The organism is Limnohabitans sp. INBF002 (genome assembly GCF_027924905.1).
GTDB lineage: Bacteria > Pseudomonadota > Gammaproteobacteria > Burkholderiales > Burkholderiaceae_C > Limnohabitans.
This window is the reverse complement of record NZ_AP027055.1, coordinates 533,335-554,367: the sequence shown is the minus strand read 5'-3', so window position 1 is coordinate 554,367 and position 21,033 is coordinate 533,335. Positions and strand designations below refer to the sequence as shown.

General features: G+C 57.2%; 18 protein-coding genes. 13 read left to right on the top strand and 5 right to left on the bottom strand.

What is annotated here, in order from left to right; genetic code table 11:
* Positions 1 to 162 carry a DUF333 domain-containing protein gene (locus tag QMG15_RS02810; RefSeq protein WP_281789392.1) on the bottom strand — a complete coding sequence of 54 codons (162 nt, stop codon included), beginning with the start codon at positions 160 to 162 and terminating at the stop codon, positions 1 to 3.
* 233 nt (positions 163 to 395) lie between these two features.
* Here QMG15_RS02810 and recC point away from each other — a divergent pair, with 233 nt between their 5' ends.
* The 5 genes from recC (at position 396) to recD (ending at position 10,176) form a co-directional block, all read left to right on the top strand.
* Positions 396 to 4,076, top strand: a complete 3,681-nt coding sequence (gene recC / locus QMG15_RS02805) for an exodeoxyribonuclease V subunit gamma (RefSeq protein ID WP_281789391.1) — start codon at positions 396 to 398, stop codon at positions 4,074 to 4,076.
* On the top strand, positions 4,073 to 7,684 hold the full coding sequence (gene recB / locus QMG15_RS02800) for an exodeoxyribonuclease V subunit beta (RefSeq protein WP_281789390.1): 3,612 nt from the start codon (positions 4,073 to 4,075) through the stop codon (positions 7,682 to 7,684). Before recC ends, recB begins: the two co-directional genes overlap by 4 nt.
* Before the next feature lie 97 nt (positions 7,685 to 7,781).
* The gene (locus QMG15_RS02795) at positions 7,782 to 8,036 is read left to right on the top strand and encodes a type II toxin-antitoxin system HicA family toxin (RefSeq protein ID WP_281789389.1); all 255 of its coding nucleotides are present in this window, start codon (positions 7,782 to 7,784) and stop codon (positions 8,034 to 8,036) included.
* On the top strand, positions 8,033 to 8,365 hold the full coding sequence (locus QMG15_RS02790) for a type II toxin-antitoxin system HicB family antitoxin (RefSeq protein ID WP_281789388.1): 333 nt from the start codon (positions 8,033 to 8,035) through the stop codon (positions 8,363 to 8,365). The genes QMG15_RS02795 and QMG15_RS02790 overlap by 4 nt, the downstream gene beginning before the upstream one ends.
* Positions 8,362 to 10,176: an exodeoxyribonuclease V subunit alpha gene (recD, locus tag QMG15_RS02785; protein ID WP_281789387.1), complete on the top strand. Its 1,815-nt coding sequence runs from the start codon at positions 8,362 to 8,364 to the stop codon at positions 10,174 to 10,176. The genes QMG15_RS02790 and recD overlap by 4 nt, the downstream gene beginning before the upstream one ends.
* 8 nt (positions 10,177 to 10,184) lie before the next feature.
* On the opposite strand, the gene QMG15_RS02780 is transcribed toward recD, so the two are convergent.
* The 3 genes from QMG15_RS02780 to QMG15_RS02770 are packed head-to-tail and all read right to left on the bottom strand — an operon-like array spanning position 10,185 to position 11,887.
* On the bottom strand, positions 10,185 to 10,700 hold the full coding sequence (locus tag QMG15_RS02780) for a hypothetical protein (RefSeq protein WP_281789386.1): 516 nt from the start codon (positions 10,698 to 10,700) through the stop codon (positions 10,185 to 10,187).
* Between the two features lie 4 nt (positions 10,701 to 10,704).
* Complete coding sequence (locus QMG15_RS02775) at positions 10,705 to 11,376, bottom strand: hypothetical protein (RefSeq protein ID WP_281789385.1); 672 nt, start codon at positions 11,374 to 11,376, stop codon at positions 10,705 to 10,707.
* Positions 11,315 to 11,887: a PAAR domain-containing protein gene (locus QMG15_RS02770; RefSeq protein ID WP_281789384.1), complete on the bottom strand. Its 573-nt coding sequence runs from the start codon at positions 11,885 to 11,887 to the stop codon at positions 11,315 to 11,317. The genes QMG15_RS02775 and QMG15_RS02770 overlap by 62 nt, the downstream gene beginning before the upstream one ends.
* Before the next feature lie 231 nt (positions 11,888 to 12,118).
* On the opposite strand from QMG15_RS02770, the gene QMG15_RS02765 reads away from it, so the two are divergent.
* The 5 genes from QMG15_RS02765 to QMG15_RS02745 all read left to right on the top strand — a co-directional run bounded on the left by QMG15_RS02765 (position 12,119) and on the right by QMG15_RS02745 (position 18,435).
* Complete coding sequence (locus QMG15_RS02765) at positions 12,119 to 13,663, top strand: hypothetical protein (RefSeq protein ID WP_281789383.1); 1,545 nt, start codon at positions 12,119 to 12,121, stop codon at positions 13,661 to 13,663.
* Between the two features lie 17 nt (positions 13,664 to 13,680).
* Positions 13,681 to 14,433 carry an OmpA family protein gene (locus QMG15_RS02760; RefSeq protein ID WP_281789382.1) on the top strand — a complete coding sequence of 251 codons (753 nt, stop codon included), beginning with the start codon at positions 13,681 to 13,683 and terminating at the stop codon, positions 14,431 to 14,433.
* 4 nt (positions 14,434 to 14,437) lie between these two features.
* Entirely contained in the window at positions 14,438 to 15,868 is a 1,431-nt protein-coding gene (locus QMG15_RS02755; RefSeq protein ID WP_281789381.1) for an EH signature domain-containing protein, read from the top strand.
* 136 nt (positions 15,869 to 16,004) lie between these two features.
* Entirely contained in the window at positions 16,005 to 17,969 is a 1,965-nt protein-coding gene (gene acs, locus QMG15_RS02750; protein ID WP_281789380.1) for an acetate--CoA ligase, read from the top strand.
* 136 nt (positions 17,970 to 18,105) lie between these two features.
* A complete protein-coding gene (locus QMG15_RS02745; RefSeq protein ID WP_281789379.1) occupies positions 18,106 to 18,435 on the top strand; it encodes a flagellar protein FlaG in 330 nt (109 codons plus the stop codon).
* 18 nt (positions 18,436 to 18,453) lie between these two features.
* Here QMG15_RS02745 and QMG15_RS02740 read toward each other — a convergent pair whose 3' ends face one another.
* Entirely contained in the window at positions 18,454 to 19,080 is a 627-nt protein-coding gene (locus tag QMG15_RS02740) for a ParA family protein (RefSeq protein WP_108402379.1), read from the bottom strand.
* A 144-nt stretch (positions 19,081 to 19,224) separates the two neighbouring features.
* Between QMG15_RS02740 and QMG15_RS02735 the strand changes: the two genes are divergently transcribed.
* The 3 genes from QMG15_RS02735 (at position 19,225) to QMG15_RS02725 (ending at position 21,030) form a co-directional block, all read left to right on the top strand.
* Positions 19,225 to 19,551: a polymer-forming cytoskeletal protein gene (locus QMG15_RS02735; protein ID WP_108359284.1), complete on the top strand. Its 327-nt coding sequence runs from the start codon at positions 19,225 to 19,227 to the stop codon at positions 19,549 to 19,551.
* A gap of 81 nt (positions 19,552 to 19,632) precedes the next feature.
* Positions 19,633 to 20,265, top strand: coding sequence for an energy transducer TonB (locus QMG15_RS02730; RefSeq protein WP_281789377.1), 633 nt, complete (start codon positions 19,633 to 19,635; stop codon positions 20,263 to 20,265).
* Between the two features lie 27 nt (positions 20,266 to 20,292).
* Positions 20,293 to 21,030, top strand: a complete 738-nt coding sequence (locus tag QMG15_RS02725; RefSeq protein ID WP_281789376.1) for a MotA/TolQ/ExbB proton channel family protein — start codon at positions 20,293 to 20,295, stop codon at positions 21,028 to 21,030.
* Positions 21,031 to 21,033 lie beyond the last annotated feature (3 nt).

The window sequence follows — 21,033 nt, the reverse complement described above, 5'->3', positions numbered from 1 at the left end:
CTAAGAACACACGCCCCGAAACAAAGCCCACTCCTCACACACCTTGCCCGAGGGCAATTGGCACATGCCCCATTCGCCTTGCGGGGTGCGTTGGAGCGTCAGCTTGCCACCCATGTTGATGCAGTTGACCGAGGCAGGGTTGGGCATTTCGGTGGCGGACATTCTGGCAGGGCCTAATGGGCTGCAGCCGCCTAGTGCTAAGGCGAGAGCGCAAAGCGTGGCTACTTGCGATAGATGCATATGAATTAACCGTGATGTGTTCTTTTTAAAAGAGCCGTGCATCTTATTGTGTCCGTTGATCTGGATTAAATAGGCTCACGGTTTGGGCCCTGCCTTCCAGTATGCTCACTGACTACTGCAAATATTTAGCCCCTTTTTTCGCCCGTTCTGCCCACATGTCTAGCCCCCACGCCACCGGTTTTATGGTGCTTCACAGCAACCAGCTAGAGGGCCTGCGCGAGTTGGCGGTGCAGTTCATCCGCAACCACCCGCTGCCCGTGCTCGCGCCCGAGGTGTTGCTGGTGCAAAGCAACGGCATGAAGCATTGGCTAGAGCTGGCCTTAGCCAAAGACCTTGGCATTTGCGCGGCCACGCAGGTGGAGCTGCCATCGACGAAGCTGTGGCAGATTTACCGTGCGGTGTTGGGGCCTGACAGCGTTCCCGCGCACATGCCGCTGGACAAGTCGCCGTTGGTGTGGCGCATCATGCGCCGCCTGCCCGACTTGTTAGCCAAGCCCAGCTTTGCGCCACTGAAAAATTACCTAGGCCAAGCCGAGGCTGATGCGTCGCCCATGAACCGCCGCGCCTACCAACTGGCCGCGCAGCTGGCCGACGTGCTGGACGGTTACCAAAACTACCGCGCCGATTGGCTAGAAGACTGGGCCAATCACAAAGACACACTGCGCACCCAAGCAGGCATGGCCACGCCCCTGCCCGCCGCACAAAGCTGGCAGCCCGAACTGTGGCGCGATTTGCTAGATGACCTTGCGGCTGATGCCGAGGTGAAGGCTGCTTTAAACACTGATACCCAACACAGCTACAGTTCACGTGCCAAAGTGCACGAAGCGTTCATGGCCAAGATGGCCAGCCTGCATGAATTGAACGATGGCAATGGCCAACGCCCTGCGGGTGTGCCGCATCGCATCATGGTGTTTGGTGTGACGTCGCTGCCCATGCAAACCGTGCAGGCGCTGGCCGCTTTGGGCCGCGTGTGCCAAGTGCTCATGCTGGTGCAAAACCCCTGTCAGCACTACTGGGGCCATGTGGTGGAAAGCCGCGTGCCATTGGCTAAGTTGTCTAAGCAACGCCAAGCACACAAAGCCGGTTTGCCCGTGCCGCAAGACGATGGCTCGCTGTCTGAGGCCGACCAATACACCCTACACACCGACACGCATCCTCTGCTGGCTGCATGGGGCAAACATGGCCGCGACTATTTGCATTTGCTCGATGGCTTTGACGATGTGGACCAATACAAAGGCCAGTTCAACCGCGTGGATGTGTTTGTCGACCCCGCAGACACAGCGGCCGAGGAAGGCCGCGAGCCCACGATGCTGGAGCACTTGCAGTCGTCCTTGCTCAACCTCGCGCCACTGCCAGATCACTTAACCGACGTACCTGCAAACGACAGCAGCGTGCACTTTGTGCAAACACACTCAGCCCAGCGCGAGGTAGAAGTGCTGCACGACCGACTGCTGGCGTGGCTGGATGCAGACCCCACGTTGAAGCCCAGCGACATCATGGTGATGGTGCCCGACATGGCCAACTTTGCGCCGCACATCCACGCGGTGTTTGGTCGCTTTGCCCATAACGCCCAAACCCATGACCCGCGCCACCTGCCCTACACCGTGGCCGACACCACACCGCGCACCGAACCCTTGGTGCAAGCACTCGACACCCTGCTGCAACTGCCCCAACTGCGCGTGACGCGCGTGGAGTGGCAAAGCCTGTTTGAAGTGGCCGCTGTGCGCGAACGTTTCGGCCTAGAAGAGCACGACGTGGCCCAGCTCGACAGTTGGTTAGCCGACGCCGGCGTGCGCTGGGGCCTAGACGCCCCACACCGCAAGCCCTGGGGCATAGCACCCGACATGGCCGATGCCAACCAAAACAGTTGGCTGTTTGGTGTGGAACGTTTGCTGCTGGGCTACGCCGTTGGCACATCCCGCTTAGTCAGCACCGATGCCGCGCACACCGACAACACCCACGACACATGGGCCACACCTTGGCTCGACACCTTGCCCCAGCCGGGCGTAGGCGGCCTCGACGCACGCGTGGTCGATGGCCTGTTGCAATGGCTGCGCCACACACAAATTGCCTTGCTCAAACTACGCCAAGACCACACACCTACCGAATGGGTGGCGGTGTTGCAGCAGCTCGTCGCTTTGTTCTTCAAGCCCAGCGACGAAGCGGATGAGCGTTTGATGGAACGCGTGATGGCCCCGCTAGAAACATGGCTGGCCGAATGCCAACTGGCCCGCCTCGACAGCCCACTGCCACTGGTGGTGGTGCGCGAACACTGGATGGCGCAGCTGCAACAGCCTGCCATGCAACGCCGCTTCTTTGGCGGTGGCGTGCAGTTCGCCACGCTCATGCCCATGCGCTCCATCCCGTTCAAGTGCGTGTGCTTGCTGGGCATGAACGATGGCGACTACCCACGCAGCCAAACCCCACGCGACTTCGATTTGATGAGCGATGCCGCACACGCAGGCAGCACCCAATCACATTGGCGCGCAGGCGACCGCTCGCGCCGCGAAGACGACCGCTATTTGTTTTTAGAAGCATTGCTGTCGGCGCGCGACAAGCTCTACATCAGCTGGCAAGGACGGCGCACGACCGACCACGAAATCAAACCACCCTCGGTGTTGGTGGCTCAACTGATGGATTACCTCAATGCGGTATGGACGCGTGATGGCGGTGTGGCGTGCGATGCGCCGCTGCAACCGCTTCAAGCGTTTTCGCCCAAGTACTTCACGCAAGACTCGGCGTTTCAAACCTATGCGGATGATTGGCAGCGTGCATTGCCTTCAAGCGCAACGATGCAAGTGGTTTCAGCAACGTCGAGCGCTGCAAGCAATGGAACCACGTTGACAAGCAGCTCCGCCGCATCTGCATCCACGGCCACCACCGAGCTGACGCTGCAACATTTGCAGCGCTTGCTGCGTCAACCCGTAGAAGTGTTTTTGGTGGACCGCTTGCGCTTGCGCCTAGACCAACCCGAAGAAGCGGCCGAGGAAGAAGAACCTTTCTCGCTCGACGGTTTAGAAAAATACAAACTCAACCAACGCATTGCACAAGCCGACGATGCGCAGCAAGCCATCGCCCAACTGCGCTTGAGTGGTCAACTGGCCATGGCCGGTTTTGGCGAAGCGCAACAACACCTGTTTGAAAACGACCGCGAAAAACTGCGCGAACAATTGGATGTGTTGCTACCCAAATGGCCCAGCACCTTGAGCGTGCAATCTGCCCGCTGGCAACTGGGCCACACGCACCTGAGTGCTGAGTGGGCCAACGGCCAAACCATGTGGCACACCAACGGCAAAGCGCATAACGCTGGGCAACAGTGGCTGCAAGTGGCCCTGCGTCCAGGTGCGGTGACCGAAGGCAAAAAAGAAAACCAAGTTCCTCGCCTCGACACACTCAGCCAACTGTGGCTGCACCACTTGGCAGCCTGCGCCAGTGGCACGCCCACCACCAGCGTGCAAATTGGTTTTGATGCCGCCATCGAACTCAAGCCCATCGACGCAGACACGGCACAAGCGCATTTGCAAGATCTGTGCGATGTGTATTCAGAAGCATGGACACAGCCCTTGCCTGTGGCGGGCAAAACCGCCTGCGCGTTTGTGATGGGCGTGTACGGCGGCAGCAAAGACGCGATGGGCAAAGCGCAAGCTGCCTTTGAAGGCGGCTTTGGCAAGAGCGGCGAATACACAGACTCGCCCGCCCTGCAACGCGTGTTCACCAGTTTTGAAGAGATGGAAGCCAGCCTGAACCATTGGGCCACCCGCTTGTACGAGCCCATGTTCAAAGCCGCCAAGGTGATTCACCTGAATGCCGACAGCACCGAAGAGGCTGACGCATGAAAGCCCTCAACGCACACACCCTGCCGCTGCATGGCCGCCAAGTGATCGAGGCCAGCGCAGGCACGGGTAAAACATGGACACTCGCCGCGCTGTACCTGCGCCTAGTGCTAGGCCACGAACGCACCGAGGCTTTGTTGCCTCCGCAAATTTTGGTGATGACGTTCACCGACGCCGCCACCGCAGAGCTGCGCGAGCGCATTCGCACACGCCTGAGCCAAGCCGCCACTTACTTTGACTTGAGCGCGCAGGGCCGCGAGTTCCCCGCCTCGTTGAAAGTGGATGAATTTTTAGAGAAGCTGCGCGACAGCTTTGACAACGCGCTGTGGCCGCGCTGCGCCTTGCAGCTCAACTGCGCCGCCGAGTGGATGGACGATGCCGCGATCTACACCATCCACGGTTGGTCGCGCCGCATGCTCACGCAGCATGCGCTAGAGAGCCACAACCTGTTTGAGCAAACGCGGCTTGAGAACGCCGACCAACTCAAGCTCACGCTGGTGCAAGACTATTGGCGCGAATGGTTTTACCCACTCAGCGGCGACACGCTGCAACACATCACGCGCCTCATCGGCCAAGACCCAGCCAAGCTGCTGAAAACCTTGAGCGAAATGTGGCGCGAGCAAGAGCGCAAACCACGCGAGGTGGTCGTACCCGACATCACACCCACACAAGCCATAGACACGCACATGGCGTGGCAAGCGCAGGTGGAAGCTGCAGCACTTGCTGCGCGTGAAGCATGGAGTAATGCGACCTTGCAAGCCCTGCAAGAAGCAGGCGCACAGAAAAAAATCAAAGGCTTGCGTGCCGACTACTTTGCTAACTGGCTGAGCGCATTGCAAGCATGGGCCACCCAAAGCGCGAAGGCGCACGTCAGCAAAGAAGAATTCAAAGTGCTAGAGCGCTTCACCACCCAAGCCTTGCAAGACAAAGGTTGGGCCGAGGCCGAAGGCATTGCTTTCTTCGCGGCGATGCAAACCTATATTGCGTTGTTTGACGCCAAGCCCAACACCGACAAACACATCGCCCTGCACGCCGCATACGCGGTGGGCGAAGCCTACAAGGCAGCCAAAACACAACGCGCCGCGTTTGACTTTTCAGACCTCTTGCAAAACCTGCATCACGCCGTGATGGCCGACGACGGCAGATTGGCCACCGCCATTCGCCAGCAATACCCTGTGGCCTTGGTGGATGAGTTTCAAGACACCGACCCTTGGCAGTACGGCACGCTCAACCGCATCTATGCGCCTGACGCTTGCAACGAAGGCAACGCGCTGGTGATGATTGGCGACCCCAAGCAAGCCATTTACAGCTTCCGTGGCGCAGACTTGGGCACGTACTTGCAAGCGCGTAATGATGCGCAAACCACGAACAACGACGCGCTACACACCCTCACCGGCAACCACCGCTCCAGCGTGGGATTGGTCGAAGCGGTGAACCATGTGTTCATGCAAACCGAGCAACCGTTTGCGTCCGCTCAAGGCGAGATTGTGTTTGTGAAAGTGTCAGCCCAAGGCAAAGAACCTGCGCTGGTGGTAAATGGCGAAGAACGCCCGCCCTTCACCGTGTGGCAAATGCACACTGAGGAAGACGCTGATGTGGTCAGCAGCGCCAGCTACTTGCACCACACCGCGCAAGTGTTTGGCGACCAAATGGCTGACTTGCTGAACAAAGGCGCAGCCACACCAGGCGACATGGCCGTGCTGGTGCGCAGCCAAAAGCAAGCCGATGCGGTGCGTCACGCTTTGCGTGCACGACACATTCCCAGCGTGTATTTGTCAGACCACACCAGCGTGTACCAATCGACCGAGGCCACCGACTTGTGGCGCTTGTTGCGTGCGGTAGCGTCGCCCCGACAAACGGGCTGGGTGCGTGCGGCCGTGGGCAGCCGTTTGTGGGCGCTGGACTTGCACGAGGTGCTGACCACGACCCAAGACGAAGCGCAGTGGGAGCAACTGCTAGAACAATTCCACCAATGGCACGGCCTGTGGCAACAACACGGCGTGCTGCCCATGCTGCACCAGTGGTTGCACAGCCAGCACGTGGCGCAACGCATGTTGGCGCAGCCAGATGGCGAGCGTCGCCTGAGCAACTTGTTGCATTTGGGCGAACTACTGCAACACGCCGAGCAAAGCCTGCAAGGCGAACACGCACTGGTGCGCTACCTCAGCGAACAAATTCAAAGCCAACACCACGACAGCGATGCGCAACAAGCCCGCCTAGAAACCGATGCCTTGTGCGTGAAAGTCATCACGTATCACAAGAGCAAGGGCTTGCAATACCCGCTGGTGTTTGTGCCGTTTGCAGGCGCGTTTGCGGTTGAAAAAAAAGCCAAGACCAACTTCGCACAAGACGACGAAGGCGATGACGACAGCGACGCAGAAGCCACCTCGGTGGAAGAAGACATGCGCTTGCTGTACGTGGCCCTCACGCGCGCACAGCGTGGCTTGTGGATGGGCGTGGCCGAAACCAAAAATGATTTGAGCAAAGCCACCGCTAAAACCGAATTGAAACGCAGCGCCTTGTCGCTGCTGCTCAAACGCGAAGCGCGTGGTGATTTGAGCAACCAGCTGCACAGCTTGTGGGGCACATGCGCGCACATCCAAGTGGCTGCATTGCCAGCGTTGCAACACATCAGCTACCAAGCCCCTGCTGCGATCAACGCGCCCAAAGACGCCCTCACCCCCACACGCACCCATCACAGCCTGTGGTGGACCGCCAGCTTCAGCGCCATCACGCGCGGGCTGGTGTCGGAGTCGAAACGCGACGAGGCGGTGGCGGATGCCATCACAGATGCCATCATGGGTGCCACCTCGGACGCGCAGCCTGACGCGGTGACCACGCCTGCGCCAGAACCCGAGAGCATCAGCGCATGGCAAAGCTTCCCCGCTGGTGCGCGCTACGGCACGCTGCTGCACGACTTGCTGGAATGGCTGTCGCAAAACAACTGGCCCGTGGCCAATACACAAGCGCCTGACTGGGCCAAACAAGCATGGGCCAACTTGCTAGAACGCAAAGCCAGCTGGTTACAACTCGACGAAGCACCACGCGCACAACTAGAGCCGTGGCTGCAAGCCGTGGTGCAAACACCGCTGCCTTTGCATGAACTCAACGCAGCACCTTTGACATTGCGCGAACTCAGCACCGAGCACATGTGGCCCGAGATGGAGTTCAACTTAGAAGTGAGCCACGTCAGCGCCACCGCGCTGGACCAACTCATTCAAAGCCATGTGTTTGAAGGCACGCCTCGCCCTGCGCTGCAAGCGCGTGTGATGCAAGGCATGCTCACCGGCTCGATGGACTTGGTGCTGCAACACGATGGCCGCTATTGGGTGGTGGACTACAAGTCCAACAAACTGCCCAGCTACGACCCCAACACCCTGCAAGACGCCGTACTGCACAAACGCTACGAGGTGCAATACGTGCTCTACACCTTGGCGCTGCACCGCTTGCTCAAAGTGCGTCTGCCCGGCTACGACTACGCCCAACACATGGGCGGTGCGGTGTACATGTTCCTGCGCGGCATTCACGCCGAAGGTGCGGGCGTGCATTTGCAGCGGCCACCGCAGGCGTTGATTGAGGCCTTGGATGCTTTGTTTGCAAATGGCTTGTGAAAAACCCAAGCGACACCAGCACTGAAGCAAAACCACAAACCAAACAATTCGTTTCACTCGTCACATGCAACCAGTACCAAATACTGGTACCATTCAGATGAAGCGAAAACACCAAAAAACCTTAGACGCCATTTACGCCCGTCCTGTCAGCGCCAACATTAAATGGCGCGACATTGAAGCACTCTTGGTAGAGCTGGGCGCAGACATCAGCGAACGAGAAGGTAGCCGCATAGCAGTGGTGCTGTTTGATGAAGTCCGCGTATTTCATCGGCCACACCCCTCGCCCGATACGGACAAAGGTGCAGTCGCCAGCATTCGCAAGTGGTTTGAGCAACACGGAGTCGCACCATGAATTTGATGACCTACAACGGCTACAACGCCAAGATTGAATACGACGCAGAGCTGGACATGTTCAGAGGCGAAATCTTGGGCCTCACGGGCGGTGCCGACTTTTACGGCAAGAACCCAAAAGAACTGCGTGCTGAATTTAAAAAATCACTCGAGGTGTTTTTAGAGATCTGCCGCGAAAAGGGCATTGAGCCGCGGCGCAACTTCTCGGGCAAGTTCAATTTGCGCATTCCTACTGAGCTGCACGAAAAGCTGGCCATCGTCGCACAAGCCGAGGGCAAGAGCATCAACACCTTGGCGCAAGAGGCTTTGCTTCAACGCGTGGCCGCATGAGCCAAGCGGCCGCCCTTTCACCGCTGTTGCAAGCAACATGGGCCCAATCTACGCCCCTGACGGGCTTGGACAAATCACTGGCCAACTTGCTGCACAGCAAACAACCCAGCGACGACCCACGCCACCTGTGGCTGGCGGCACTGACCAGCCACCAATGGGGGCGTGGCCATGCTTGCCTTGACCTCGCCACTTTGCAAACCCAAGCCGCAGCACTGCTGGGCTGGAATGACGAACAAGTGGCTGCCCTGCCCACAGACTTGCACCAAGCGACCAGCACCTTGCCGTGGACGCAGGGCGAGGGCAGCCCCTTGGTGCTGACCGAAGACACCCAAGGTGCGCGCTTGTATTTACGCCGCGCATGGACGGCCGAGCAAAACATTCGTCAAAACATCGCGCAGCGTCTGGCACTGCCCTGCGACGTGCCTGCCGATTTGCAGCAACGCTTGGATGCGTTGTTCACCCCCACCAACAACAACGAGCCAGATATGCAACGCCTCGCCTGCGAGGTGGCCGCACAAAACCGCATCACGCTCATCACCGGCGGTCCTGGCACGGGCAAAACCACCACGGTGGTCAAGTTGCTGTCGCTCTTGGTGGGCACGTCATCGCGCGATTTGCAAATTCACCTTGCCGCGCCCACGGGCAAAGCGGCAGCGCGTTTGACCGAGTCGATCAGCAAGGCGCTCACTCAAATGCCAGCCGATGTGCGAGCGCGCATCCCCACCCAAGCGCAAACGCTGCACCGCTTGTTGCAAACCAACAGCAAAGCCACACAGGTGCACCAGCTGGCCACTAATGTGGTGGTGGTCGACGAAGCGTCGATGATTGACTTAGAGATGATGGCCCGCTTGCTGCAAGCCGTGCCACCCACCGCACGCTTGATTTTGTTGGGTGACAAAGACCAACTGGCATCGGTGGAAGCCGGTGCGGTGATGTCGCAACTGTGCACGGGCAGTTTGCTCAAAGCTCAAACCGTCACCCTCATTCACAGCCACCGCTTCGATGCCAAGAGTGGCATTGGCCAATGGGCACGCACCGTGAACGCGGATGCGGCCGACAACACGCCCGCCCTCAAAGCACTGTGGAACGTCGCGCCCGATTGGCTGGCGACGTTGCCTTTGCAACAAACGATTGAGGGTGATGCCGCAGAACCCGACGTGACCCGCCTGCAACTGACCAGCGCCAGCGACCCCAAGCTGGCCGTGGGCTTGCGCTACGGTTGGCGCAACTGGCTGGCTTTGCTGGACGCACACCGCCCCAGCAAAACAGCACCAGCCGCACCGTGCAGCGATGCACAAGCGGTGGCAATGCTCAAAGCTTTCACCGAGTTTTGTGTGTTGTGCGCCGTGCGCGAAGGCCCGCTGGGCGTGGTGCAGCTCAACGCACAGGTCGAGCACGCACTAGGCTTGGGCCAAAGCCCTTGGTACGCTGGCCGCCCCGTGATGGTGACGCGCAACGACTACGCGCTAGAGCTGATGAACGGCGACATTGGCCTGTGCCTACCCGGCCCCGATGGCATGCTGCGCGTGGCCTTCCCTGCGGTGGATGGCGGCGTGCGTTGGGTTATGCCCTCGCGCCTTGACAGTGTGGAAACCGTGTTTGCCATGACGGTGCACAAATCGCAGGGCTCGGAGTTCATGCATGTGCTGCTGGTGATACCCGGACAAGAGTCGCCCGTGCTCACACGCGAGCTGGTGTACACCGGCCTCACCCGTGCGCGTCAACGCTTAACCATGTGGGCCCCGCTGCTGGGCGTGCTGTGGAATGGTTGTGCAAGGCGGGTGTTGCGCAGTGGTGGCTTGACGAACTAAGTGCCAACTTATTTGCAATTTGACTCTATGTCTACATTGAAATAGTAATAGAGGTGTTGAATCTGCTTATCTTTGTCTTTGAGGTACAAATTTCTGCCCTCGATGCCATAGCAAGTTTCAATCACATAAGGCTTACCTGAAGACAAGACATGGACCTTACCGACTTGCGATGATTTCACTGAAACGTTACCAATAACCACAGCAGAAACCTGTGGATTCAAAAGCTCAGAATGCTTTTTGAAAGCTAATTTGTAACGCATCACCTGTCTACCATCCTCTACCGAAGATACCGTTTCGCTTTTGTCTATTTTTGAAAAATCACCTCCTAAAAAAAACAAACAACAACCGCTTTTGGGGTCGTCACGCAAAACGGTAATGCGGTCACGTTGATTTAAGGTTTTTGGCGTGTGCAAATAGACATCACCGCTATCGTCAACATCAAAGAAAGCAACTTCAATCGCGCAACATGAAAACGAAAAAAACAAAGCAATGAAAAACACCAGAAAAAAATTTTTTGTATTCATAAAATTAATGTCCATCGTTTGACCAATGTGGGGGATCGGATAAAAGCTTGTAAACCCCATACGTCTCACCTATCGGATAAAGGTCTGCATATTTTTTGACAGCCACGCCCTTTCCAGAAGCCTCTTTCACCTTGCAATCACTTGGGATCGTTACGGCATTTGGAGGTATATCAATTGCATTAGAAGGTCGATTGTTATGGCGGGACGAATAAGGCGGAGCAACTGGATTTTTGCCAATCCCATACCCTTCAACCATTTGAGCTGCCGCTTTCTTTGATGCCGCTAAATCCGACTTTCCGTCTGCTCCTTTATGCACCCAATCAATGCTCACGGGCATATCGCCACCTTGAGGCTGAAACGCTGGAACATCTTCTGGCTTAAGTTGCTCATACCCCGGCCAGCTGGTCGTAACCCTCTTTGCGTAATGCATTAAGTACGAACGCTGTGGTGGCCGATAAATTGCAAGCCTATTCATATCGACGCTAATACCAGCATCTTGCATTGCAGCAAGGAATTTGGTAACCGAGTTTTTAAACGGTTCAGCAAGTTCACTCAGTGTATTGATGCTCGGAAATTTGTTCGTCCATTGTTTTCCACTAAGTTCGTGGGATGCTTCAACACGAACAACAGTCTGTGTGGACGTGGGTGGTATTAATATTGTTGTTTTGCTCGTCATGGTAGGGGATTTCCATTGTTGCGGTGGTGTTGGGTTTGGCGTAAATCTTGTCTGTCATGCCGTTTTCATCTGTCACACCTTGATGTTCTGAACCATCGCTCAAAGTTATCTTGTATGGGGTTAAGGTCATTGGTCTGTCTTTTTTATGAACCGCATGAAACCTAACGCTGTGCGTCAACCCGATGTCTTCGTGCTTATTTCCTGCATAGGAAAACCATGCGAGTGCTGACTGGTTTGATGCGATTTCCTCCACATTGAATGCTGCCTTCGACAACGTTTGTGAAGCAATTAAGCGCGGAGGCGTTGGACATTTGCAAATACACAAATCACCCTCCATCGCTTTTTGTCGACCATCCATACCTATTGCCGGTCGAATAGGTGGCACGCATTTAATGTGACCCGTGCTTTTGCATGTGGGGCATTCAATAAGATCGCCTTCATAGGCTCGTTCTTTGCCGTTGATCTTTTCGCCTAACGCTGTCGCTTTGACCGTTCCGCCTGCAGTGGTCAAGTCACCGTCGCAAATCCAGTGTCTTACTAGTCCTGTCATTTGTTTTGACCTTTCTGGATTTATTATCCAATATTGAAAACAAAGGAATTAATTAACGATCAATTATTCCTTGCGAACGTGAACCCAATTAACAAGCCACTTATTCCAAAAGCTAGAGGTCAGAACTTAGAAATAACGACTAGCGTGGTTGGCATACGGTCGCTCAGAGTTGTTCACAATAGAGACATGCCTATGAATCAATACCTAGTCCAACTCGATCAGTTGGCTGTGCCACTGGCCATCGCGGCCGTGATTTTTGTGTTCTCGCTCCTCAGCTTCGGCGTATGGGCTTCGCGCATTCGCCAAGTGCGTGCCGAGGTGGTGGGGCTCGATGCCCGCCTAGGTGCGCACCAAGGCAGCAGCCGCGAAGCACTGGCTTTGGCTGAAACCAAAACCACCGACAACGAGCTGAAGTTTTTGCTGCGCGAAACCGAGGCGGGCCTGATTGACCTGCCCACACAACACGGCGTAAGCCAAGGCCCACGCAGCAGTTACAGCTTTCGCAGCCACGCCGACACCTGGACGGTGCGCAGCGTGCTGGGTGGCCGCATGAACTTAGCCTTGTTCGAGACCATGCCCAATTTGTTGATTGGTTTTGGTTTGATGTGCACCTTCATCTTCTTGGCGGTGGCTTTGCAACAAGCGGGCTTGGCGCTCAATGCACTCGATGTGTCGGCACGACAACAAGACCAAGCGTTGCAGTCACTCATTGCCACGGCAGGCGGTAAGTTCATCACCTCCATCGCGGGCTTGTTGTGTTCGCTGGTGTGGAACTGGCGGGCCAAAGTGGCGCTGGAAAACTTGCAGTCCAGCATCGACACGCTCTGCCACACACTGCGCAGCAAAGTACCCGACAACGCGGCTGAGGCCAGCGTGCGCATGCAGCTGGCGTTGTTCCAAGACATCTTGGACGAGAACCGTTCACAGGTGAACCAACTGCGCCGCTTTGAGGGCGACTTTGCCAACGCGATTGGTGACGCCCTCTCGCGCAATATGCAGCCCGCGTTTGACAAGCTCGGCACATTGGCCGACACCATTCAAGCATCGAGCCAAAGCTTTGGCAGCGCGGGTAGTCAAGCCGCTGGCGAGCTGAGCAAAGCCGGTGCAGCCATGACGCAAGGTATTGAAAACGGTCTAGCCTCATTCAGCGATGCCGTGAGCACTTTGGCGCAAACCATTCAAACCACCCGAGCCACCGTGACCGACTTAGATGCAGCCATGGGTCGCGCCGCCACCGCGGGCAACCAAGGCACACAGCAGATGGAAACCTTGCTCAGTAGCTTTGGCCAAACCATTGCCAGCGTGCAAGGCGCGATGATGGGCTTGCAAGGCACGGTCGACAAGATTGACCAAGTCGCTGACAAGTTCAAAGACAGCGCCAGCTCAATTGAAAGCTCGGTCAACCTGCAACGTGCAGCGGCCAACGACTTCAAAGAAGCTTTGGTACCCATGAACCAAGCCCTTGGCCAAACCGTGGACACCCTCAAAACCAGCGCGGTGTCTGCCGAAGAAGCACTGGGCCATGTGCGCACGCATTTGCAAGACGCACAAAAAGCGCTCACCGGCACGGTGGATGCACTCACCCAAGGTGTGTCGGGCTACAGCACGCAAATCTCAGACCTGCACACCAAGATGGACCAACACTTGGCCAGCGCGGTGAACCAACTCAGCGGCAGCATCACCAACCTGGAAGAAGTGTTGGACGAGTTCATCGACGCGTTGCCACCCAAGGCATAAAGCAGCGCGCCTAGATCATGTTCATCAAAACACGCCGCAACACCGCTGCCACCCACGAGCAGGTGGAAGAGTCGGGTTACATGGCTTCGGCCAGTGACTTGATGATCGGCCTGCTGTTCATCTTCATCGTGATGGTGATGGTGCTGCTCTCACGCAAGCCCGAACAACCGCCTGAGCCACCCGCCGACCCACTGGCCACCGTGGTGCACACCATTGGCACCAAGCTGCAAAACGCGGGTGTGCCGGTGACCATCAACCAAGTGTCGGGCGTCATCAGCTTGCCTGCCGACACTTTGTTTGCGCGTGGGAGCGCCGAGTTGGAAGGCTTAGGCGTGCGCACGCTGCGCCAATCGGCCGAGCAGCTGCAGCAAGTGCTGCCTTGCTACATCTATTCGCAACGCCGCCGTCTGCCAGACGACTGCCCACCCAACCCACAACAGGTGGAGATTGAAACCATCCTGATTGAAGGCCACACCGATTCTGTGCCGCTGCACCGTGGCGATTACAACAACTGGCATTTGGGCCTAGACCGCGCACGTGCGGTTTACAAAGTGCTGGGCTCAGAAGGCATGCAAAGCTACCGCAACGAACGCGAGCAGCCCGTGTTTGGCATCAGCTCTTATGCCAACGAGCGCCCCACCAGCAAAGACAACGACGCACAAAACCGCCGTGTGGAACTGCGCTTTGTGCTGGCATTTCAGCCCACCGACACGGGTGCGGCCAAAGGCCCAAGCAGCACCTTGAAGAAGATGCAAGAGACGGTGCGCTAAACACATGCATGAGTTCTTCGCCCCTCTGCCGCAAGACTTTGACCAGCTGGCCCATGCTGCGCGCACCAAGCGCGGCGGCGGCTTTGGCAAAGACCCCGACTTGCGCACCGTGGGCGAGCGCACCTACAGCGCGTTTGAGCGCGTGGCGTTTGCGCCCACCAGCACCGCACCGCGCCAGCGCGATTGGCGACACATTCCCTACGCGTTGTGGCTAGCTGCCGATCGCGGCCTGCACACCCACACGCCACTGACCAACCGCTACTTTGAGGTGGCCGTGCCCGAGGCGCTGGCCTCACGCCGCCCGCTCAAGTGGGGCCGTGGTTTGCTGCACACCTATTTGCAAGGCTTCAACCCAGAGAACCCGGTGTTCTTGAAGTTGGCCCACACGGCACGCGAGTTCTTCTTGGACCCACGCGTGTTGGCCTCGCTGTCGGAGACCGAAGCCAATGGCCTAGAGCGGCTCATCACCACCCTCGATGTGCTGGATCCGCTCAATGGCCCCGTGCATGTGGCCAATGACATTTTGGGCATGCCCGCCGACAAAACACTGGCGCAATGGCAAGAGCGCCATGCCTTGACCCAAGGCTTTTGGCTGAACAACTTTTGCAAGCAAGCGTTTTTAGAAGCCTTGCAAGCGCCCGAAGAAATTCGAAGTTCCATCGGCTATGTGAAGCGCATGTGCGAATGGGCCATGCACGACATTGGCAAGCCCACACAGCGCCTGCGCTATCCGCTGTGCCGGGACGAGTTTGCCTACAGCCTGCTCTCGCCTTGGTTTGAGCGCAATCCGCCGCAAGACATCAAAAACGCGCTGCTGTCCGAGCTGCTGCGCACCTTGGGCGACCCGCGCCACAACCACGCAGGCTGGCTGGGCGTGCGCCGCGAAGCCATGGAGACCGCCAGCCGCTGGTTAACCAGCCGCACCATGGATGCGTTCTTTGAAATCTTGCGCCACACCGAAGACGACATTGGCCCCTACCGCCGTCGTTTTTGGGAAGCCTATTTCCATGCGGGCCACATTTTGGAAGCGTGGATTGCCTTAGGCGAACAAGCTGTGACAGAGTTGCAAAAAATCGATCCCGGCGGAGAGCTGAGCTACGCCAAGATTTTGGGCAAGATCGCGCCCAACCAATGTGTGCTGATGCTGCGCATGGGCAACATCTTGTTTTGCGACTGGAGCCACCAAGGTCGATTGCGTGCGATTGCACACAACGCCAAGCAAGCGCCCAAGCTTTACCAAAACGAGTACGAACTCTTTCAGCTGCGTTTTCCCACCACACTGGACTTCAACGACGGCCAGCTGGACGACCCAGGGCTGGTGCACTACGAGTCCGAGCTGGGCGGCTGGCAAGACACCGCGCGGCACTTCATTGCACAGCACTTGGGCATCCAGCTGCCGCTCAGCGATTTGATGCCCACGGATGCCTCCGACTAAAGTCATCAAATCCTACTAATTTGATCAAACTCAACCCAAGGGTTTGTATGCACCAAAAAAGTCAGACCCTTGTAAGAGCCCCAGCTCACAGTCACGGGGTTTTGACAGATACCGTCATATAAGAGGAGACCGGTTCATGAGCGACATCACCATTCACCAGCCATCAGCTGAATTCGTTAAACAAGCCAACGTATCCGGCATGGCCGCTTACGAAGCGCTGTGCAAAAAAGCAGAGACCGATTACGAAGGCTTTTGGGCCGAGCAAGCACGTGAATTGCTGAGCTGGAAAACGCCTTTCACCAAAGTCCTCGACGAGAGCAACGCGCCTTTCTTTAAGTGGTTTGAAGACGGCACATTGAACGCCTCATACAACTGCTTGGACCGCAACATCGAAAAAGGCTTGGGCGACAAGACCGCCATCATCTTCGAAGCCGACGGCGGCGAAGTGACCAAAGCCACTTACAGCCAATTGCTGGCCAAGACTTGCCAATACGCCAACGCCCTGAAATCAGTCGGCGTGAAAAAAGGCGACCGCGTGATGATCTACATCTCCATGTCGATCGAAGGCGTGGCCGCGATGCAAGCGTGTGCCCGTATCGGCGCGACCCACTCGGTGGTGTTCGGCGGCTTCTCTGCCCAATCGCTGCGTGACCGCGTGGAAGACACAGGCGCCGTGGCCATCATCACTGCTGACCAACAAGTGCGCGGTGGCAAGCACCTGCCCCTGAAAGCCATCGTCGACGAAGCCCTCACCTTGGGCGGCTGCGACTCTGTGAAGAACGTGTTGGTGGTCAAGCGCACCGGTGGCGACATCGCCATGACAGCTGGCCGCGACCAATGGATGGCTGACCTGGCTGACAAACAAGCCACCACCTGCGAACCCGAGTGGGTGGGTGCTGAGCATCCCCTGTTCTTGCTCTACACCTCGGGCTCCACTGGCAAGCCCAAAGGCGTGCAACACAGCACCGGCGGCTATCTTCTGCACGCAGCCCTGACCACCAAGTGGACGTTTGACTTGAAAGACAACGACGTGTTCTGGTGTACCGCCGACATCGGCTGGGTCACAGGCCACACCTACATCACCTACGGCCCCTTGGCTTTGGGCGGCACTGAAATCGTGTTCGAAGGCGTGCCCACTTACCCAGACGCTGGCCGCTTCTGGAAGATGATTCAAGACCACAAAGTCTCCATCTTCTACACAGCCCCAACCGCCATCCGCTCACTCATCAAAGCGGCGGAAGCCAACGATGCTGTGCACCCCAAGAGCTACGACTTGTCCAGCCTGCGTTTGTTGGGCTCGGTCGGCGAGCCGATCAACCCAGCGGCATGGGAGTGGTACTACAAGCACGTGGGCGGCAGCCGTTGCCCCATCGTGGACACCTTCTGGCAAACAGAAACCGGTGGCCACATGATCACCCCGCTGCCAGGCGTGACGCCCATGGTTCCCGGCTCTTGCACACTGCCCTTCCCCGGCATTCAAGCTGCCGTGGTGGACGAAGCTGGCCACGACATGCCCAACGGCCAAGGCGGTATCTTGGTGGTGAAGCGCCCATGGCCTTCGATGATTCGCACCATCTGGGGTGACCCAGACCGCTTCGTCAAGAGCTACTACCCAGAAGAGTTCAAGGGCAAGTACTACTTGGCTGGCGACGGCGCGATCCGCGACGAAAAAACAGGCTACTTCACCATCACGGGCCGTATCGACGACGTGTTGAACGTGTCGGGCCACCGCATGGGCACGATGGAAATTGAATCGGCCTTGGTGAGCTGCACCGAGCTGGTGGCCGAAGCCGCTGTGGTGGGTCGTCCTGACGACACCACCGGCGAAGCCATCTGCGCGTTCGTGGTGTTGAAGCGTTCACGTCCTGTGGGCGACGAAGCCAAAGCGATTGCCAAAATCTTGCGTGACCACGTGGGCAAAGAAATTGGCCCCATCGCTAAGCCTAAAGACATCCGCTTCGGCGACAACTTGCCCAAGACCCGCTCTGGCAAGATCATGCGCCGCTTGCTGCGCAGCTTGGCCAAGAACGAGGCGATCACCCAAGACACCTCGACACTGGAGAACCCAGCGATCTTGGATCAGCTGACAGACAATCACTGATCGGCTGAAAAGCTCTGAGAACCCGCCAAATTGGCGGGTTTTTTGATGGAGAACTAGGGTTTTTGTGGTTTTAATTACAATTTCAGTAACTTAAAATTACAGGCACTCCACTTAGAGCACTGCTGTGAATACCGTCATGCCCTCCGCCCACACATCTGCCACGGTCGCTGCCGCGCCCGTGAAGCCTGGTGTGTCCAAGGCGCAGCAAGCGGAGGTTCAGGCTAAAAAAGCAGACCCTGTGGCAGAGATGCAAGCCGACAAAGAAGTTCGGGTGCAGCGCCAAGCGCAAGCGCAGGACAAGAGCCAGCTCAATTACTCGTTCGACAAATCATCCAGCACCTTGTCGGTGAAAGTGGTCAACCAGCAATCGGGCGAGTCCATACGCCAACTTGACTTCCATGGGTTCAAAGCCATGACATTCAGTGCGCATGGCTTCAAAGGCCGCTACGTCGATAACGCCGCCTAAGCGGCCTTAGGCGGGCGATCAGTCCTGATCGAGCCAGTGGCAAATAGGCACCCACTGCTCCAAATCTTTTTGAACTTTAGAAGGCGTGATGTCAAACATCGACAAGCCGTGCGCCGCCATGTGTAAATAGTATTGGGTGTCGCGCAAATAGCTCAACACGGGCACTTGCAAGGACTCGATGAACTTGCGCAAATTAGCGGCAGAAATGGTGCGTGTGTCCACGCGGTTGCCCACCACTGCGACTCGGGTGGGCAGCTTCTCTGTGATTTGCACCAACTGCAGCAAAAACTCATTCGTGGCTTGCATGTCAAACACGCTGGGCATCACCGGCACGATGACTTTGTCAGCACGTTCAATCACCTCTTGCAAACGCCAACCGCTGATGCCACCCGGGGTATCAATCACCACATGCGTGGTGCCGCGTGGCGGTTTGGCGGTGAGCACCAAGTCGGGCTGGTATTCCCACGTCGAAATGCGTGGCAATGTCTCAGGCCGTTGACTGAGCCAAAACTTCGACGATTGCTGCGTGTCAGCATCGCCCAGCATGACCTGATGGCCTTGCGATGCAAAGTAACCCGCAATATTGGTAGACAGCGTGGATTTGCCAGCACCGCCTTTGGGGTTGGCAACGACAACAACTTTCATAGGCGTATTGGATTGAGAGAAATGGCTGGAATCAAAAGGTGCGTCAAATACACCACAAAGCGTACACCCTAAAGTGTATTCATTTGCGAAAAATGACAATAAACGTCTAAACTTGCTAAAACTTATTTTTCGAAAGAGCACCCCATGAGCGAAGGCACAAAAGACAAGAGCATTTTTATTGGCGCCGGTGTGGTGTTCAAAGGCTCCATCAACGCCCCCAACCAAGCCATCATTTCTGGCACCGTGGAAGGTGACTTGGTAGCCAAAGACGTGTTGATTGGTGCTGCGGGCGTGGTCACTGGCACCACCGAAGCCGATTTCATTGACGTCAAAGGCGAATTGAACGAGTCGATCTCTAGCAAAAATGTGTTGATCGTGCGCTCTAGCGGCAAGATCACAGGTGATGTGACTTATGGCGAAATCGAAATCGAACGCGGCGGCAAGATCAAAGGCAGCATGAAGCAGGTCTAAGACCGCGTGGCTCCATATGGGCTGCATACAGCGTGACATGCAGCCCACCTAAAATGAGTGAAACTTTCAGAGCATCCTCGTTTGTCTCACCCGTCTTCTTCACACGCGGCATCTGGCGCACACCTCGCGGCGTCGCCCTACGCTGCACGTCAGCGCTCTCCACGCAAGCATCTGACTGGCATCGCGCTGGTCGTGCTGCTGCATCTCTTGCTGTTGTGGGCGATCTCGTCAGGCTTGGCTCGCAAAGTCGTGCGCATGACAGAGAACACGGTCGAAGCCGTGTTGATGTCCGAGGCACCGCCCCCCCCCGCGCCTGCGCCTAAAACGCCGCCCCCAAAAACACCAGCACCGCCGCCCCCTGCGCCCACCAGCACCGCACCGGCCATCACCCAAACCGCAACACCACCTGCAGCCGCTCCCGCAGCGCCAGCCATTCGCACGGGTGCTGTTATTCAGCCAGGCGCGCACTGCGCCAAGCCCGACTACCCCAGCGCCTCGCGCCGCATGGAAGAAGAAGGCACCGTGACGCTGAAGTTTTTGATTGGTGTGGATGGCAAGGTCATTCAAGCCGACATTGAGAAAACATCAGGCTTCACCCGCTTGGACGAAGCCGCGCGCAATGCGCTGTCAAAGTGCCAGTTCCGCCCAGGTACGGTGGACGGCAAGCCCGAACAAAGCTGGGCCAGCATCAAATACACATGGCGCTTGGAATAAGCGCCTCACACACCAAAGGAAAAACCGATGTTGCAACACACCTTCACACGCACCGCTGCGGCACTGACCACGCTGGCGTTCAGCGCCAGCGCTTTGGCCGAAGAAGTGGTTGAGAACCCTTATGGCTTGTCCGCCCTGTGGGCACAAGGCGATGGGGTGGCCAAAGCCACGCTGCTGATTTTGGTCATCATGAGCATGGGCAGCTGGTATGTCATCTTCACCAAACTGGCTGAGCAAAACCGCGTCATGCGTTATGCCCAAACGGCGCAAGACAACTTCTGGAATGCAGGCGATGTGCGCCAGGGCACCGACGGCTTAGAAGCAGACAGCCCTTTCCGCTTCATTGCTGAAAAGGGGCTGGAGAGCGCTGGCAAGCACACCGGCTTGTTGGGCAACATCAACTTCAACGACTGGGTGACCATGAGCATCCAACGCGCCATGAACAATGTGCAAAGCCGCATGCAAGACGGCTTGGCTGTGTTGGCCACCGTGGGCTCGACCGCACCGTTCGTCGGTTTGTTCGGCACGGTCTGGGGCATTTACAACGCGCTGGTGAAGATTGGCATGTCGGGCCAAGCCAGCATCGACAAAGTGGCGGGCCCGGTGGGCGAATCGCTCATCATGACGGCCATCGGCTTGGCCGTGGCGGTCCCAGCGGTGCTGGGCTACAACTGGTTGGTGCGCCGCAACAAAGTGGCGATGGAAGAAGTGCACGCCTTCGGCGCTGACTTGCATGCAGTCCTCTTGGGTTCGGCGAATAAGTAAACC

Bases quoted from the DNA above. Each gene is read 5' to 3' on its own strand.
- QMG15_RS02810 (WP_281789392.1), bottom strand. From the start codon at position 162: ATGTCCGCCACCGAAATGCCCAACCCTGCCTCGGTCAACTGCATCAAC.
- recC (WP_281789391.1), top strand. From the start codon at position 396: ATGTCTAGCCCCCACGCCACCGGTTTTATGGTGCTTCACAGCAACCAG.
- recB (WP_281789390.1), top strand. From the start codon at position 4,073: ATGAAAGCCCTCAACGCACACACCCTGCCGCTGCATGGCCGCCAAGTG.
- QMG15_RS02795 (WP_281789389.1), top strand. From the start codon at position 7,782: ATGAAGCGAAAACACCAAAAAACCTTAGACGCCATTTACGCCCGTCCT.
- QMG15_RS02790 (WP_281789388.1), top strand. From the start codon at position 8,033: ATGAATTTGATGACCTACAACGGCTACAACGCCAAGATTGAATACGAC.
- recD (WP_281789387.1), top strand. From the start codon at position 8,362: ATGAGCCAAGCGGCCGCCCTTTCACCGCTGTTGCAAGCAACATGGGCC.
- QMG15_RS02780 (WP_281789386.1), bottom strand. From the start codon at position 10,700: ATGAATACAAAAAATTTTTTTCTGGTGTTTTTCATTGCTTTGTTTTTT.
- QMG15_RS02775 (WP_281789385.1), bottom strand. From the start codon at position 11,376: ATGACGAGCAAAACAACAATATTAATACCACCCACGTCCACACAGACT.
- QMG15_RS02765 (WP_281789383.1), top strand. From the start codon at position 12,119: ATGAATCAATACCTAGTCCAACTCGATCAGTTGGCTGTGCCACTGGCC.
- QMG15_RS02760 (WP_281789382.1), top strand. From the start codon at position 13,681: ATGTTCATCAAAACACGCCGCAACACCGCTGCCACCCACGAGCAGGTG.
- QMG15_RS02755 (WP_281789381.1), top strand. From the start codon at position 14,438: ATGCATGAGTTCTTCGCCCCTCTGCCGCAAGACTTTGACCAGCTGGCC.
- acs (WP_281789380.1), top strand. From the start codon at position 16,005: ATGAGCGACATCACCATTCACCAGCCATCAGCTGAATTCGTTAAACAA.
- QMG15_RS02745 (WP_281789379.1), top strand. From the start codon at position 18,106: ATGCCCTCCGCCCACACATCTGCCACGGTCGCTGCCGCGCCCGTGAAG.
- QMG15_RS02740 (WP_108402379.1), bottom strand. From the start codon at position 19,080: ATGAAAGTTGTTGTCGTTGCCAACCCCAAAGGCGGTGCTGGCAAATCC.
- QMG15_RS02735 (WP_108359284.1), top strand. From the start codon at position 19,225: ATGAGCGAAGGCACAAAAGACAAGAGCATTTTTATTGGCGCCGGTGTG.
- QMG15_RS02725 (WP_281789376.1), top strand. From the start codon at position 20,293: ATGTTGCAACACACCTTCACACGCACCGCTGCGGCACTGACCACGCTG.